Origin of the sequence: Herbidospora sp. NBRC 101105 (assembly GCF_030269205.1) — a bacterium.
Lineage (GTDB): Bacteria > Actinomycetota > Actinomycetes > Streptosporangiales > Streptosporangiaceae > Herbidospora > Herbidospora solisilvae.
Genome location: NZ_BSSX01000008.1, coordinates 236,985 through 251,718 on the forward strand (window position 1 = coordinate 236,985; position 14,734 = coordinate 251,718).

A 14,734-nucleotide genomic window follows, 5' to 3' on the forward strand; every position below is an offset into this window, starting at 1 on the left:
GAAGGAGCGTTCCCAACAGGACGCCCACTGCTCCTAAGCGGAGCGAAGACCGCATGACCGACTCCTGTCGTCAAGGTGGTGGGAAGGGGACCAGGCTAGCGGGTAATGCCCCCGAAACCGGCTGCTAGACGCAATCGGTACACACGCATCACTTCGGGCGGATCATGGTGATCCAGGTCGGTTTGCCGTTGCTACTGGCCAGAACGTGCCGGTCCCACTCTTCGGCGCCCTTCGGCGGCGTCTTCTGGCTGAGGGTGGCGACGACGCCGGGGACGCCCTCGGCCGCCTCGGCGACCGACTCCCCGGGTTTCACGATCCGGACCTCACACCCGGTCAGGAACTGGTGGGCCGGGTTGACGGAGACGCCCACGAGGGTGCACGGCCGGGTGACCCCGGCGTTGATCATCTTCTGCACGAACGCCGCCTGGAACTGCCGCAGCGGGTAGTCCTGCCCTTTCACCCCGGCGAAGGCCGTGAACTGGACGACCAGGTAGGCGGCCAGCAGGACCGCGAACGGCGGCCGGAACCGCGCCGCCGTCGCGGCGGCCGGGATCATCAGCAGGGCGTAGGCCGGGAGCAGGAACCGGGGGGCGGCGTAGTCGACCAGGAACAGATAGGGCGCGGCCATCGCGAAACCCGCCAGCAGCGGGACGGGATGGCGCCGGGCCGAGACGAGTGCCAGCGCCGGGAGGGCGAGCCACCAGATCAGCAGGTAGGGCCTGTCCAGCGGGATGTCGCACGGCCGACAGAAGGCGGGCCCGTTGGCGGCCTTGAACTCGTACCAGAACCCGGGCGCGGGCGCGATCCCGCCCTGCACCTCCCCCGCCGCCGCCCACCGCTGGAGCAGCGACCCGAAGCTCGTGTACGCCTCCACCACCCACGGCACCGACCCCAGCGCGGCCGCGACGAGGATGGTCGCGGCGGCGGCCCACCTCCGCCACAGCAGCGCGGCCGGCCCGGCGACCACCCCCAGCCAGAGCACGTCGCTCGGCCGCAGCATCGCCACCCCCGCGAACCCGGCCGCGAGGCCCGCGTAGCCCCACGCGGACGGCGACTCCCGGACGACCAGCAACGATCCGATCGCCAGCACCGCGCCGAAGGCGACGTAGAGGTTGGGCATGACCTGCGGGCCGTACCAGACGCTCACCCAGAGCGTGGCGAACAACCCGGCGGCCAGGACGAGCACCTTGGGCGTGAGCAGCCTCGTCCACGGCAGGAACGCCAGGAACAGGCCCGCCGACGCGAGGACCATCATCCACCAGCGGATCGCCACCGGATCGGTGGTGATCTGGACGATCGGCGCGACCAGCCAGGTCACGCCCCTGGCCCGGGGGGCGGAGAAGACGGCGTCGGGCACCCCCGGGGCGACCTGGCTCGTGTAGACGGCCTCGTCCCATTCGAGGGTCATGTCGGCCGGGACCAGCAGCGCCTGCAACACCAGATATCCCAGCGCGACCAGGCCGAGCAGGGGGACGGGACGGGCGAGCACCGTCTTACCTTGGCGTAAGCGCCGCAAGGGGCGCAAACGACGCCCTGGGACGGCCGCCGAGGCGTGGGCCGGGGCCTGCTCGCCGCTGGAGGTCGCCCCGTGGTCGGCGGCGCTCGGGTCCGAACGCCGCCGTCACACCGGCGGCCCGAAGGTCAGGGCGCTTCGTCGCCTTCGACGCGCATGACGCTGGCCACCGCGCGGACGATGTCGAGCTCGCGCAGGCCCTCGACCGTCGCCGACAGCGCCGCGTCGGAGGCCCGGTGGGTGACCAGGACGAGCTGGGCGTCGTCGCCCCGGCCCTCCTGGCGGACGGTCTGGATCGACACGTCGTGGCGGGAGAACATCTCGGCCACGGTCGCGAGCACGCCCGGCTTGTCGGCCACGTCGAGCGACACGTGGTAGCGCGTCACCGTCTCGCCCATGGGGTGGACCGCGAGGTCGGCGTAGACGGACTCGGACGGGCCGCGGGTGCCGGCGATGCGGTTGCGCGCGACCGCGACGATGTCGCCCAGGACGGCGGAGGCGGTCGGCGCGCCGCCGGCGCCGGCGCCGTAGAACATCAGGCGGCCCGCCGACTCGGCCTCGACGAACACGGCGTTGTAGGCCTCGCGCACCCCGGCCAGCGGGTGGCTGCGCGGGATCATCGCCGGATGCACCCGAACGCCGATCGACCGGCCGTCGTCGGAGCGGGCGCAGATGGCCAGCAGCTTGATGACGTAGCCCATGGCCTTGGCCGAGGCGACGTCGGAGGCGGAGACCCCGGTGATGCCCTCGCGGTGGACGTCGGCGGCGGTGACCCGGCTGTGGAAGGCGATCCCGGCCAGGATGGCGGCCTTGGCGGCGGCGTCGAAGCCCTCGATGTCGGCGGTCGGGTCGGCCTCGGCGTAGCCGAGCGACTGGGCCTCCTCCAGCGCGTCGGTGAACGAGGCGCCGGTGGAGTCCATTTTGTCGAGGATGTAGTTGGTCGTGCCGTTGACGATGCCGAGCACCCGGTGGACCCGGTCGCCGGCCAGCGACTCGCGCAGCGGGCGGATCAGCGGGATCGCCCCGGCCACGGCGGCCTCGAAGTAGAGGTCGGCCTTGTTGGCGGCGTGGAGGGTCGCGCCGTCTTCGGCCAGCAGGGCCTTGTTGGCCGAGACGATCGACTTGCCCTCGGCCATGGCGGCCAGGATCAGGCCGCGGGCGGGCTCGATGCCGCCGATCACCTCGACGACGACGTCGACGTCGGGGCGGGTGACCAGGGCGTGGGCGTCGGTGGTGAGCAGCTCGGGGTCGAGGTCGACGTCGCGCTTGCGGCTCATCTTCCGGACGGCCACCCCGGCGAGCTCCAGCGGGGCGCCCACCCGGGCGGCCAGGTCGTCGGCCTGCTCCTGGAGCAGGCGGGCGACCTGGGAGCCGACGACGCCGCAGCCGAGCAGCGCCACTTTGACGGGTTTACTCACAGCTGCCCCCTGAGCAAGTCTTCTTCGGTCTCGCGCGCCACGATGACTCGTGCCTTGCCGCCGGCGACCGCGACGACCGCGGGCTTGGGCAGGTAGTTGTAGTTGCTGGCCAGCGACCGGCAGTAGGCGCCGGTGCCGGCCACCGCGATCAGGTCGCCGGGCACCAGGTCGGCGGGGAGGTAGAGGTCGCGGACCACGATGTCGCCGCTCTCGCAGTGCTTGCCGACCAGGCGCGACAACATCGGCTGGGCGGCGCTCTCGCGGGAGGCCAGGCGGGCGGTGTAGTCGGCGCCGTAGAGGGCGGTGCGGACGTTGTCGCTCATGCCGCCGTCGACCGAGACGTAGGTGCGCAGACCTTCGACGTCCTTGACCGTGCCGACCTCGTAGAGCGTGACCCCGGCGGTGCCGACGATCGAGCGGCCCGGCTCGACGGTGAGGCGCGGGACAGGCAGGCCCTTGCCCCGGCAGACGGTCGAAACGATCTCGCGCAGCGCGTCGGCGATGACCTTCATGTCGGGCGACTCGTCGCCGTCGACGTAGGGGATGCCGTAGCCGCCGCCGAGGTCGAGCTCGGGCAGCTCGACGCCGTGCTCGTCGCGGATCTGCACCAGCAGGGTGGCCAGCCGCCGGGCGGCGACCTCGAACCCGGCGGTGTCGGTGATCTGGGAGCCGATGTGGCTGTGGAGGCCGACGAGCTCCAGCGACGGCATCGCGAGGATGCGGCGGGCCGCCTCGGCGGCGGCGCCGCTGCTCAGCGACAGGCCGAACTTCTGGTCGTCGTGGGCGGTGGCGATGAACTCGTGGGTGTGGGCCTCGACGCCGACCGTGACGCGGATCAGGACCTTGGGCCGCGCGCCGTGCTTCTCGGCCAGGTAGCCGAGGCGGGCGATCTCCTCGAAGGAGTCGACGACGACGTGGCCGACCCCGACCGTGACGGCCTTCTCCAGTTCGGCGATCGACTTGTTGTTGCCGTGCATGGTGATGCGGTCGGGCGGGAAGCCGACGCTCAGCGCGACGGCGAGCTCACCGGCGCTGCACACGTCGAGGCCGAGGCCCTCCTGCATGATCCACCGGGCGACCTCGCGGCACAGGAACGCCTTGCCGGCGTAGTGGACCTCGCCGTCGTGGAAGGCCTGCCGGAAGTCGACGGCGCGGGCCCGGAAGTCGTGCTCGTCGAGGACGTAGAGCGGCGTTCCGAACTCTTTCGCCAGGTCACGGACGTCGAGCCCGCCGATCGTGAGCGATCCCGCAATCCGCTCGGACGTTCGCGGCCAGATGACCGGGTCGATGGAGTTCAGGTCGGCGGGCGCGTGGGGAGGCCGGTCCTCCGGGAGCACCTCGGCATGCCGGTCACCGGCGGGATGGGCGAATCGACTCACCCGAAGCAGGCTATCCGACTTGAGGTGTCTCCCGAGACAGGTGCTCACGTAGCGAGACGTGACGAAAAGTGGAAATTCGGTCGTCTGACGCCATCATGCCCGGAAGATCTCTTAAATCCTTTCCGGCAGCCGCTCCGCGCTGATCGCCGCGAGCACGGCGGCGACCGCGTCGCCGGTCGCCACCCGCGCCGCCGACGCGCCCGTGAACGCCGCGTCCCCCCTTGGCAGGGGGTTCGCGGCCTCGAACGCGTCGTGATAACGCGCGGCGAGGTGCTCGGCGAAGGTCTTCCACTTTCCTTTACGGCTCCGCCCGCGGCTGGGCAGTTCCGCGAGCAGCCGCACCACGGCCCTCCACTCGGCGGGCAGCGACTCCCACTCGGGGTCGGCGGTCCCGGCCCACCGGCGGGCCCAGCGGGCGCGGGCGAACGCGTAGCGGACCACGAAGCCGGGGTTGGCCCAGGTGCGGGGGAAGTCGGGCCAGGTCTCGGCGGCCAGATTTTCCGGAACCTTGGCGATCTGGTCCCAGGGATACTCCCCGATGACCAGCTCGCCCCGGACGAGATAGGTGGCCTCGTCGGCCCAGTCGCCGACCGGGATCATCCGGGGATCCGGCCGACCACGCGGGCGTACATCCGGGTCGGCGCCACCGCCGCCGTCAGGAAGCCCGGCAGGGCCGGCAGGTCGACGGCGTAGCGCTGGAGGTCGGTGTAGAGCGCGTCGGCGGTCGGCGGGCGATGGTCGGGCGACTTCTCCAGCAGCGCCCCGACCAGGTCGGCCAGCCCGGCCGGGATGTCGCGGACCCTCGGCGGGCGCTCCTTGACCTGGCGTTCGTAGACGGCGTAGTCGGTCGGGCCGGTGAAGAGCTGGCGGCCGGTGAGCATCTCGTGCAGCACGCAGCCGAGGGCGTAGAGGTCGCTGCGGGGGTCGGCCACGCCGCGTTTGATCTGCTCGGGGGCCATGTAGGCGGGCGTGCCGAGGATCTGGCCGGTCCGGGTGAACTGCCCGGCGTCGGCCTCGCGCAGGATGGCCAGGCCGAAGTCGAGCACCTTGACGGTGCCGTCGGGGCAGAGCATCAGGTTGGTCGGCTTGAGGTCGCGGTGGCAGATCGAGAGCGCGTGGGCGGCCGACAGGACGGCGCAGGCCTGGGCGGCGATGGCGGCGGCCCACGGGACGGGCAGCGGCCCGTGCTCGCTGACCACGTCGGCCACGGTGACGCCCTCGATGAACTGCATCACCTGGAAGAGCCGCTGCTCGTGGGTGCCGAAGTCGTAGAGGACGGGCGCGCCGGGGTGGTCGAGCCGGGCCAGGATGCGGGCCTCGCGGATGAACCGGCGTTCCAGCTCCCGGTCGGGCCCGCTGGGGGGACGGAGGAACTTGACCGCCACCTTGCGGTCGAGATGTCTGTCGTGGCCGCCGTAGACGGCGCCCATCCCGCCCTGGCCGAGCGGGAGGTCGTCCAGTTCATAGCGGTCACCGATGACCATGCCGCAACTTTATTGCAGATGTCCGGCCGCTCGACCCGTCTGTTCTATTGCAGATGTCCGGCCGCCAGACCGTCGAGCGCGAGGCGGATGAGTTCCTGGCCGCGTTTCCCCGCCTCGTGGAGGGCGGTGTCGAGGTCGGCGAGGCGGCGGAAGGAGGCGCCGTATTCGCGCTGTTCGGCCAGGGGCAGCCGGGGGACCTTGGTGCGGCGGGCGTCGAGGCGGCTGGCGCCGCGGGACAGGCTCGAACCGGCGCGCAGGAAGCCGGCCAGGAAGTCGGCGTCCAGGCGCGCGGGGTCGACGCGGTAGAGGGTGAGCTGGGGGCCGAGGGCCCAGCCGGGTTCGTGGACGACCCGGACCAGGCCGGTCGGGGTGGCGACCACGTCACCGGGCTCGATCATGACCAGGCCGGGGCCGGGCTCGGCCCAGCCGGTGGGCGGGCCGCCGCCGGCCAGGTCGTCGGCCGTCAGCACGGGCTGGTCGCCCGCGCCCAGGCGGGCCGAGGAGTGGTGGATGGCCAGCGAACCGCCCCTGGCCAGCTCGGCGATGGTCGTCATGGGCGGCTCGCGGGGCGGGTCGACCGGGGCGAGCGCGGGCAGGGCGCCGGTCAGGCCGTCGACGGCGGCGGTGAAGCGGGCGCGGGCGCCCGCGTAGTCGGGCGGCCCGGCGGTGGCGCCGAAGCGCAGCGGGCTGACGTCGACCTCGTCGTCGAGCAGGTCGAGCACGCTCGTGCCGCCCCTGCCGGACCGCTGGAACTCGCGCCAGGCCGGTTCGACCGAGCCGAGGTCGCCGGCGGCGTCGAAGAGCAGCACCCGCGAGGGCGCGCGCTCGCCGGGCTCGGGGCGGCGCAGCAGCCAGACGTCGCTGGTCCCGGCCGCGATCACGGCCCGCAGCGCGCCGGCCCTGAGCAGGTTCGACCGGATGCGGCGGCCCGGACGGCGCGCGGCGGCCGCCGGGGGCATCAGGACGGTCACCGTGCCGCCGGGACGGACCCGGGACAGGCAGTGCTGCACCCAGGCCAGCTCGGGTTCGCCGCGCGGCGGCAGGCCGAACTCCCAGCGCGGGTCGGCGGTGAGCTCCTCGTAGCCCCAGGTCCGCTCGTTGAAGGGCGGGTCGCAGACGACCGCGTCGGCGCCGCCGGGCAGCCGGTCGGCCCGCAGCGAGTCGCCGGTGTGGACGGTCGCCGCGATCCCCCGCATCCGCAGCCGGGTGGCCGTGATGCGGGCGGCGGAGCCGGAGACGTCCTGGCCGCGCGCGGCCTTGGCGGTGAGCAGCAGCGTGCCGAGGCCGCAGGCGGGGTCGAGCAGCACCCCGCCGCCCGACAGGCGCACCATCAGGTCGGCCAGGTCGGGCGGGGTGACCGCGAGCTGGCGCGAGTGGGCCTCGACGTAGCGCTCGCAGAGGAACTCGAAGGCCTCCAGCCGCCCGCGCTCCTCGGCCAGCCCGGCGACGAGCTGGGTGACCTCCCGGGGCAACGCGGACGGACGCCCTTCGAGGAAATCGCCCGCGGCCGCCACCAGCTCCCCTAGCCTCAGGTCATCGCCGCTGGCCCGGAGCCGCTGCCAGGCCAGGTCGGCGGCCGACAACGAGAACGGCTTGCCGTTGCGGCGCAGCCAGTTCTCGACCTCGGTCAGCGAGAACAGCGGGCTGGCGGCGGTACCGCCGACCGGCTGGGGGAAGTCGTCGTGACGGCGACGCCAGTTGGACACCGCGGCCCGGCCGACGTCGGCGAGGCGGGCGATGTCACCGGCGTTCACGTAAGTCACGTGGTTACTCTACACGAAGCGTCCACTTGTGAAGTGCTTCAACCAATGTTTTACTGTGGACATGAACCACAGCACGCTGGGCCTCCGGTACGCCGCCCGCTCCGACGTCGGCCGGCGCCGCCCGGAGAACGAGGACGCTGCCTACGCCAGCCCTCGCCTGCTCGTCGTCGCCGACGGCATGGGCGGCCACAACTACGGCCAAGTGGCCAGCGCGACCGCGATCCGCGTGCTGTCCGGCGCCCACCTGGACGGCGACCCCGTGGTCGCGCTCGAAGGCGCCATCCAGCAGGCGGCGCAGACCCTGAAGGGCATGGCCGACGCCAACCCCGCGCTCAACGGCATGGGCACCACGCTGACCGCGATGTTGTTCGACGGCAGCGGCTTCGCGCTGGCCCACGTGGGCGACTCGCGCGGCTACATGCTGCGCGACGGCGTGCTCTACCAGATCACCCACGACCACACGCTGGTGCAGTCGCTCGTCGACGACGGCCGGATGACCCCCGAGCAGGCGGCCGAGCACCCGCGCCGGTCGATGCTGATGCGGGCGCTGGAGAGCACCGGCAACGTGAGCCCCGACGTGTCGCGCCGGGCCGCCTTCGCGGGCGACCGCTACCTGCTGTGCTCCGACGGCCTGGCGGGCGTGGTCTCGCCCGAGACGCTGCACGAGCTGCTCACCTCCGTCGCCGACCTCGAGCAACTGGTCACGACCCTCGTCGACCTGGCCAACCGGGGCGGCGGCCCCGACAACATCACCTGTGTCGTGGCCGACGTCGTGGCGGGCTGGAGCGGCGACGGACACCCCATCATGGTCGGGTCGGCGTCCGCCGATCAAGACACGCGGCTAGATCAGGGCGAGGGGGCCGGCGGGGACGTACCCCTCCAGACGAGCTGAGCCGAACAGGCGGCCCTCCGCGCGGGCGCGCACGCACACGTAGGAGAAGCGGTCGCCCGAGTAGACCCGGATCCCACCGGAGCGGCACTGCCGCATCAGCGTCTCGTCCCACTCCTCGCTGAGGTCGGCGATGCCCAGGTCGACCAGCACCGACCGGCGGGACACGATCGTGCCGCCGCCGACTTCGGGCAGGAAGCGGAATTCGGCGTCGGGCTGGCGCAGCAGGGTCGCCCCGGCCGCGTGGGCGTAGAACGCGGCCTTGCCGACGATCTCGGTCTCGACCTCGGCGAACCGGCGCAGCGAGTCGGCCAGGTAGTGCTCGCCGTAGAGGTCGCGCGGGTCGATGACGGCCACGTAGTCGCCGTCGGCCAGCAGCAGCGCGTGGGCCAGCGCCGCCCCCCGGGTCGACATCGGCGTCGACCGGACCACCAGCTCGGGCAGCACGCCCTTGTTGTAGCCCTCCTCCCGGGCGCCGACGGCCTGCCGGGCGGTCTTCTCGACCACCCCCGCGTCGACCCCCTCGGCCACCACGACGAGCTGGTCGGGCCGCCGGCGCTGGCCGACGATCTGCGTCACCGCCTGGTCGAGCTCCATCTGGTCGCGTACGGCCACCAGCGCCGTCACCACCTGGGTGTTGCGCACGTCGGGCAGCCCGACGGCGGAGAACACCGGCTCCAGCCGGGCGGTGACCGGGACGGTGGCCCGCCAGGCCAGGTGGGCGCGGCGGTCGCGCTCCTGCGGGTCGGCGGCCAGTTCGGCGGCGCCGGTGGCGACGACCGGGGTGCCGCAGGCCTCGATCTCGGCGATCTCGCGGTCGCTCGCGTCGGGCCCGGCCACGACCACCTCGACCTTGCGCACGGCGGTCAGGAAGTCGTCGTAGCTGGTCTTGTCGTCGCCCTGGGCGGGCAGCGGGTCGCCGCCCTCGGCGGTGCCGAGCGTGGCGACGCCGCCGGTCCGGCCGCCCTCGGCGCGGAAGGTGTTGTGCACCCGGGGCTGCACGCTGTGCGGCAGCACCAGCACGCGGTCGTGCCGCAGCGCCGCCCGCCACTCGCGGGCCCGCTGCTCGGTGGTGGCGAGCACCAGGTCGAACAGCTCGGCGACGGGCACGGCCTTGCCGAGCGAGCCGCCCGAGTGCCAGAAGACGGTCTTGATCCCGCGCTTCTTGCACGCCTCCACCAGGTCGCGCAGCGCCCGGTCCTTCCCGGCCATCGAGTCGAGCCAGCGCCCGCCGTTGCCCTGGCGCGGCCCGGCGTGCAGCGACTCGACGAACAACATCGAGGGCCGGTAGGTGTCGAGCATCGTCGCCCAGTTCTCCGGGCCGAAGTTGGTGACCTGGCGCCATTCGTACCGGAGCAGGGCCTCGGTCCGGCGGTCGACGATCGCCGCGACGGTCATGTAGGGCCGGGTCAGCGGGCCCTTCGGCACGGCGAAGTACTCGGTCAGCGGGGTGGAGAACAGGGGCGCGCGGGGGTCGGGCTCGACCGGCGGGGCCTTGGTCTCGGCGGCCGGGGGCTGGACCGCGGGCTTCTCGACCGGGAAGTCGGTGCGCTTGGGGGCCTTGCCCGCGTTCGGGGAGGAGGCCCGCACCGCGCGGGCGACCGAACCGGGCTTCTTGGCCTGGACCGCCTCCCCTATCTTGATCCAGCGGTTGCCCTGGAGCTTGGCCAGTTTCCACTCGGCCACGGCCGTCTGGTACTTCTGCTCGGCCAGTTGCTTGGCGAGCTGGGTGATCTGGCGGTCGGCCTGCTTCTCGGCCGCCTTGCGCGCCGCCTCGGCGTCGCGGGCCCGGGTGAGAGCCTCGGCCTCGGTGCGGGCGGCCTCGTCCAGCCGGGCCTGGTAGTCGGCGAGCAGACGGGCCAGCTCGGCGGCGCCCTCGGCCTTCTCGACCGCCTGTGCCAGCGCCCGCCGCAGGCTCTCCAGCTCACTCATAAACGCCCACTCCTCCAGGTAACGGCGACAGTCACCATAATCTCAGATCATGGTCTACCTGCATGGAAACCGTCATTAAGGCACCAAGAGTCCATCTGACGTCCGTAAACTCGTCGGAAACCACCGATCGGGGAGGGACCTGAGGTGCGCAAGGGAGAGTGGCCGTCGTTCCGGGCCAGGCCGTACGTCTGTGGCGCCTTCGGGCCGTTCTCCCAGGAGCGGCTCGACCTGCTGGCCCGGTCGGGGCCCACCGTGGAGACCGCCTACGTCACCCGTGACGCCGCCGTGTTGTCGTCGGGCCCGCTCACCATGTACGACTCCTCGCCCACCATGGCCGCCTTCTCGTGGGGCGACCGCACCCCGATCGCGGGCGGCGACTGGCTCCACGTGGCCGAGCACTACGAGGCGCCCGGCTTCATCGACGAGCCGTCGTCGGTCACCCTGCACACCGGCGCGTTCGGCCTGATCGACGTCTACTACCTGACCGACGGCGACGCGGTCTACTTCTCGGGCCTGATCGAGCCGCTGCTCGCCCTCGCCCGCAAGCCCTACGTGGTGAACTGGAACGCCTGGGCGGCGATCCTCAAGCTGACGTACCCGCTGCTCGAAGACACCCCCTACGCCGAGGTCAGACGCCTCCCCGGGGCGACCGCGTTGTCGTGGTCGCGCGACCGGCGGCGGTTGTCGGTCGACAAGCGGGCCCCCCGCTGGGTGCGCGAGGAGCCGTTCGACCACGGGGTGACGGCCCACGACATCGTCAGCCTGCTGCACGAGTCACTGAAGCCGTACGAGAAGGTGCTGGTGCCCGTCAGCGGCGGCTACGACTCCCGGCTGCTGGCGAGCGTGGCCGTGGCGCAGGGCAAGGACGTCGTCTCGTGGACGACCAGCCCCGACGACGGCCTCGACAACGACATCGACTTCGCGGTCGCGGTCACCCGCGAGCTCGGCATCCCCCACCGGGTCATCGACCAGAACGCGGCCGACTTCCCGGCCGAGGCCCTGTGGGCCGCCCGCAGGCTGGAGTTCCTGACCAGCCACCACGCCTGGTACTCGCCGTTCGCCCGCGAGGTCCACGAGGGCGGCCGACCCGTGGTCGACGGCCTGGCCGGCGGCCCGCTGATGAAGAACTTCCTGATGTCGGCCGCCGCGGCGGCCACCACCCCGCTGGAACGCCGCCAGGCGCTGCTGAGGTCGATGACCACCGGCGACGCCCACATCCCGGTGCTCGGCGAGGGCGCGCTGGCCTGGATGGACGACGTCGTCGAGACCACCTTCGCGCAGGCCGTCTCGATGCTGAACGGCCACCGCAGCGAACTGGCCCTGAGCGTGCTGCACACCCGCACCGCCCGGGGCATCGCCCGCTCCCCCGTCAACCTCGTCGGCCCCGAGGCCACCCCGGTCTTCCCGTTCCTGCACCCCGGCTTCTTCGACGCCGCCCTGTCGGTGCCGGTCGGCCGCAAGGAGGGCGGGAAGTTCTACCGGGAGATCCTTTGGGCCGCCAACCCCCGCGTGGCCTCGCTGCCGTCGACCAACGGCGGCCTGCCGCACCGCCGCGTACCGCTGCGCTCGGCCTCGGTCTGGGCGCGCGAGTGGAACCACACGATGCTGCGCCGGGTGGCCCGCGTCCCGGGGCTGCTGTCGCCCCAGATGGCCGACGTGGTCGAGGCCGGGCCCGACGCGCTGGCCGCGTTCGGGTCGTGGAACTCGCGGTTCTGGCTTCGCGGGCTGGTGCTCTTCGGCGCCTGGCTCACCGACTACGACGAGGTCCTGGGCGATCTCACGCCTCCGTGGAGCGCCCGTTAGACCACGGGGAGTAGTCGTCTGACAACCGACGGAAAGCCCGCAGTAAGGGCTACGTAACCGTTCTTTGTCAGGGGCTACCGGGTGGTACCTTCTCCGGAAGGCCGCGCTGAGCTGCGGACATACCCAAATTTCTTTCCCCGTGGAGCGAGGTCTGATGACTGCGGCTGCGCCCTGCCCTGAACCCGTGTCAGAGCCCATTGAGGAATACGAGGTCCAGGACCCCGCCTGGTACAAGAAGGCCGTCTTCTACGAGATCCTCGTCCGCGGCTTCCACGATTCCAACGGCGACGGCACCGGCGACCTGCGCGGCCTGGCCGGCAAGCTCGACTACCTCCAGTGGCTCGGCGTCGACTGCCTGTGGCTCCTTCCCCTGTACGAGTCCCCGCTCCGCGACGGCGGCTACGACATCAGCGACTACCTCAAGATCCTCCCGGAGTTCGGCGACCTGTCCGACTTCGTGAACCTGATCGAGGCGGCCCACGAGCGCGGCCTGCGCGTCATCACCGACCTGGTGATGAACCACACCAGCGACCGCCACCCCTGGTTCCAGGCCTCCCGCCACGACCCCACGGGCCCCTACGGCGACTTCTACGTCTGGACCGACGACCCCACGACGTACGAGGGCGTGCCGATCATCTTCGTCGGCGCCGAAGAGTCGAACTGGACCTACGACCCGGTCCGCGGCCAGTACTACTGGCACCGCTTCTTCCACCACCAGCCCGACCTCAACTACGACAACCCGGCCGTCCAGGAGGCCATGCTGGAGGTCCTGCGCTTCTGGCTGGACCTCGGCGTCGACGGCTTCCGGCTCGACGCGGTGCCCTACCTGTTCGAGCGCGAGGGCACCCAGTGCTCCGGCCTGCCCGAGACCCACGCCTACCTCAAGCGGGTCCGCGCCGAGGTCGACCGCCTCTACCCCGACCGCGTGCTCCTGGCCGAGGCCAACGGCTGGCCCGAGGACGTCGTCGAGTACTTCGGCGACCCGTCGGTCGGCGGCGACGAGTGCCACATGGCCTTCCACTTCCCCCTCATGCCGCGCATCTTCATGGCCGTGCGGCGCGAGTCCCGCGAGCCGATCTCCGAGATCATGTCGCGCACCCCCAAGCTGCCCGAGACCGGCCAGTGGGGCATCTTCCTCCGCAACCACGACGAGCTCACCCTCGAGACCGTCACCGAGGAGGAGCGCGACTACATGCACGCCGAATACGCCAAGGACCCGCGCATGCGCGCCTACCTCGGCATCCGGCGCCGCCTCGCCCCCCTGCTGGAGAACGACCGCGACCAGATCGAGCTGTTCACCGCGCTGCTGCTGTCGATGCCGGGCTCCCCGGTCATGTACTACGGCGACGAGATCGGCATGGGCGACAACATCTGGCTGGAGGACCGCGACGCCGTCCGCACCCCCATGCAGTGGAGCCCCGACCGCAACGCCGGCTTCTCCAAGGCCGACCCCGGCCGCCTCTACCTGCCGACGGTCATGGACCCGATCTACGGCTACCAGGCCGTCAACGTCGAGGCCCAGCTCAAGAACCCCAGCTCGCTGCTCCACTTCACCCGCCGGATGCTCCAGATCCGCCGCGAGCACCCGGTCTTCGGCACCGGCGACTACATCGAGTTGTGGTCGCACAACCCCGCCATCCTCGCCTTCCTCCGCGAGGACGGCGACGACCGGGTGCTGTGCGTCAACAACATGTCCCGCCACCCGCAGCCGGTCGAGCTCGACCTGCGCCGCTTCATGGGCATGACCCCCGTCGAGTGCCGGGGCGGCGTGCCGTTCCCCGTGATCGGCGATCTGCCCTACCTGCTGACGCTGCCCTCCCACGGCTTCTTCTGGTTCTCGCTCACCGAGCGGGAGGACTAGGCTTTCGCGGCATGGCAGGCCGTCCCTTAAACGAGTTGGTGGAACCCGGTTGGGCGAAGGCCCTCGAACCGGTCGCGGACAAGATCGCCGAGATGGGCGACTTCCTCCGCAATGAGATCGCGGAAGGCAGGCAGTACCTCCCCGCGGGCGAGAACGTCCTGCGGGCCTTCAAACAGCCCTTCGCCGACGTGCGGGTGCTCATCATGGGCCAGGACCCCTATCCGACCCCCGGGCACCCCATCGGGCTGAGCTTCTCGGTGGCCGCCGACGTCCGGCCGATCCCCGGAAGCCTCCGCAACATCTACACCGAGCTGATGGAGGACCTGGGCCTGCCCAAGCCCTCCAACGGCGACCTGACCCCGTGGACCGAGAACGGGGTCCTGCTCCTCAACCGCGTCCTGACGGTGATGCCGGGCAAGCCGGCCTCCCACCGGGGCAAGGGCTGGGAGGAGGTCACCGAACAGGCCATCAAGGCGCTCGTCGAGCGCGGCGGCCCGCTGGTGGCGATCCTGTGGGGCCGCGACGCCCGGAACCTGCGCCCCATGCTGGGCCAGGTGCCGTGCATCGAGTCGGCCCACCCGAGCCCGCTGTCGGCCCGGAGCGGCTTCTTCGGCTCCAAGCCGTTCAGCAAGGCCAACGAGATGCTGGAGCGGCAGGGCGCGACGCCTGTCGACTGGAAACTCCCCTAAGAT

The 14,734-nt window shown here is 71.9% G+C and carries 11 protein-coding genes; 4 read left to right on the top strand and 7 right to left on the bottom strand.

From position 1 onward, the window contains the following. Positions 1–148: 148 nt before the first annotated feature. The 6 genes from QSK34_RS30815 to QSK34_RS30840 all read right to left on the bottom strand — a co-directional run bounded on the left by QSK34_RS30815 (position 149) and on the right by QSK34_RS30840 (position 7,557). The gene (locus QSK34_RS30815) at positions 149–1,489 is read right to left on the bottom strand and encodes a glycosyltransferase family protein (protein ID WP_285589222.1); all 1,341 of its coding nucleotides are present in this window, start codon (positions 1,487–1,489) and stop codon (positions 149–151) included. Positions 1,490–1,641: 152 nt separating this feature from the next. Beyond that, positions 1,642–2,931 (bottom strand): homoserine dehydrogenase, encoded by a 1,290-nt coding sequence (locus QSK34_RS30820; RefSeq protein ID WP_285589225.1) that lies wholly within the window; start codon positions 2,929–2,931, stop codon positions 1,642–1,644. Then, entirely contained in the window at positions 2,928–4,310 is a 1,383-nt protein-coding gene (gene lysA, locus QSK34_RS30825; RefSeq protein WP_285589228.1) for a diaminopimelate decarboxylase, read from the bottom strand. Before lysA ends, QSK34_RS30820 begins: the two co-directional genes overlap by 4 nt. A gap of 111 nt (positions 4,311–4,421) precedes the next feature. After that, positions 4,422–4,910 (bottom strand): hypothetical protein, encoded by a 489-nt coding sequence (locus QSK34_RS30830; RefSeq protein WP_285589230.1) that lies wholly within the window; start codon positions 4,908–4,910, stop codon positions 4,422–4,424. Further along, positions 4,907–5,794, bottom strand: coding sequence for a serine/threonine-protein kinase (locus QSK34_RS30835; RefSeq protein WP_285589232.1), 888 nt, complete (start codon positions 5,792–5,794; stop codon positions 4,907–4,909). Before QSK34_RS30835 ends, QSK34_RS30830 begins: the two co-directional genes overlap by 4 nt. Positions 5,795–5,838: 44 nt before the next feature. Continuing rightward, the gene (locus tag QSK34_RS30840; RefSeq protein WP_285589234.1) at positions 5,839–7,557 is read right to left on the bottom strand and encodes an HsdM family class I SAM-dependent methyltransferase; all 1,719 of its coding nucleotides are present in this window, start codon (positions 7,555–7,557) and stop codon (positions 5,839–5,841) included. Positions 7,558–7,618: 61 nt separating this feature from the next. Here QSK34_RS30840 and QSK34_RS30845 point away from each other — a divergent pair, with 61 nt between their 5' ends. Continuing rightward, the gene (locus QSK34_RS30845; RefSeq protein ID WP_285589235.1) at positions 7,619–8,449 is read left to right on the top strand and encodes a PP2C family protein-serine/threonine phosphatase; all 831 of its coding nucleotides are present in this window, start codon (positions 7,619–7,621) and stop codon (positions 8,447–8,449) included. Here the strand turns inward: QSK34_RS30845 and QSK34_RS30850 are convergent. Then, positions 8,399–10,378 carry a CgeB family protein gene (locus QSK34_RS30850; RefSeq protein ID WP_285589236.1) on the bottom strand — a complete coding sequence of 660 codons (1,980 nt, stop codon included), beginning with the start codon at positions 10,376–10,378 and terminating at the stop codon, positions 8,399–8,401. The genes QSK34_RS30845 and QSK34_RS30850 overlap by 51 nt on opposite strands. Before the next feature lie 144 nt (positions 10,379–10,522). Between QSK34_RS30850 and QSK34_RS30855 the strand changes: the two genes are divergently transcribed. From QSK34_RS30855 to QSK34_RS30865, 3 genes are all read left to right on the top strand, one after another. Next, positions 10,523–12,181: an asparagine synthetase B family protein gene (locus QSK34_RS30855; protein WP_285589238.1), complete on the top strand. Its 1,659-nt coding sequence runs from the start codon at positions 10,523–10,525 to the stop codon at positions 12,179–12,181. A gap of 154 nt (positions 12,182–12,335) precedes the next feature. Continuing rightward, positions 12,336–14,042, top strand: a complete 1,707-nt coding sequence (gene treS / locus QSK34_RS30860; RefSeq protein WP_161481403.1) for a maltose alpha-D-glucosyltransferase — start codon at positions 12,336–12,338, stop codon at positions 14,040–14,042. A gap of 11 nt (positions 14,043–14,053) precedes the next feature. Next, the gene (locus QSK34_RS30865; protein WP_161481404.1) at positions 14,054–14,731 is read left to right on the top strand and encodes a uracil-DNA glycosylase; all 678 of its coding nucleotides are present in this window, start codon (positions 14,054–14,056) and stop codon (positions 14,729–14,731) included. Positions 14,732–14,734 lie beyond the last annotated feature (3 nt).

Coding starts and splice junctions, on each gene's coding strand:
- QSK34_RS30830 (WP_285589230.1), bottom strand. CDS start 4,910: ATGATCCCGGTCGGCGACTGGGCCGACGAGGCCACCTATCTCGTCCGG.
- QSK34_RS30835 (WP_285589232.1), bottom strand. CDS start 5,794: ATGGTCATCGGTGACCGCTATGAACTGGACGACCTCCCGCTCGGCCAG.
- QSK34_RS30845 (WP_285589235.1), top strand. CDS start 7,619: ATGAACCACAGCACGCTGGGCCTCCGGTACGCCGCCCGCTCCGACGTC.
- QSK34_RS30850 (WP_285589236.1), bottom strand. CDS start 10,378: ATGAGTGAGCTGGAGAGCCTGCGGCGGGCGCTGGCACAGGCGGTCGAG.
- treS (WP_161481403.1), top strand. CDS start 12,336: ATGACTGCGGCTGCGCCCTGCCCTGAACCCGTGTCAGAGCCCATTGAG.
- QSK34_RS30865 (WP_161481404.1), top strand. CDS start 14,054: ATGGCAGGCCGTCCCTTAAACGAGTTGGTGGAACCCGGTTGGGCGAAG.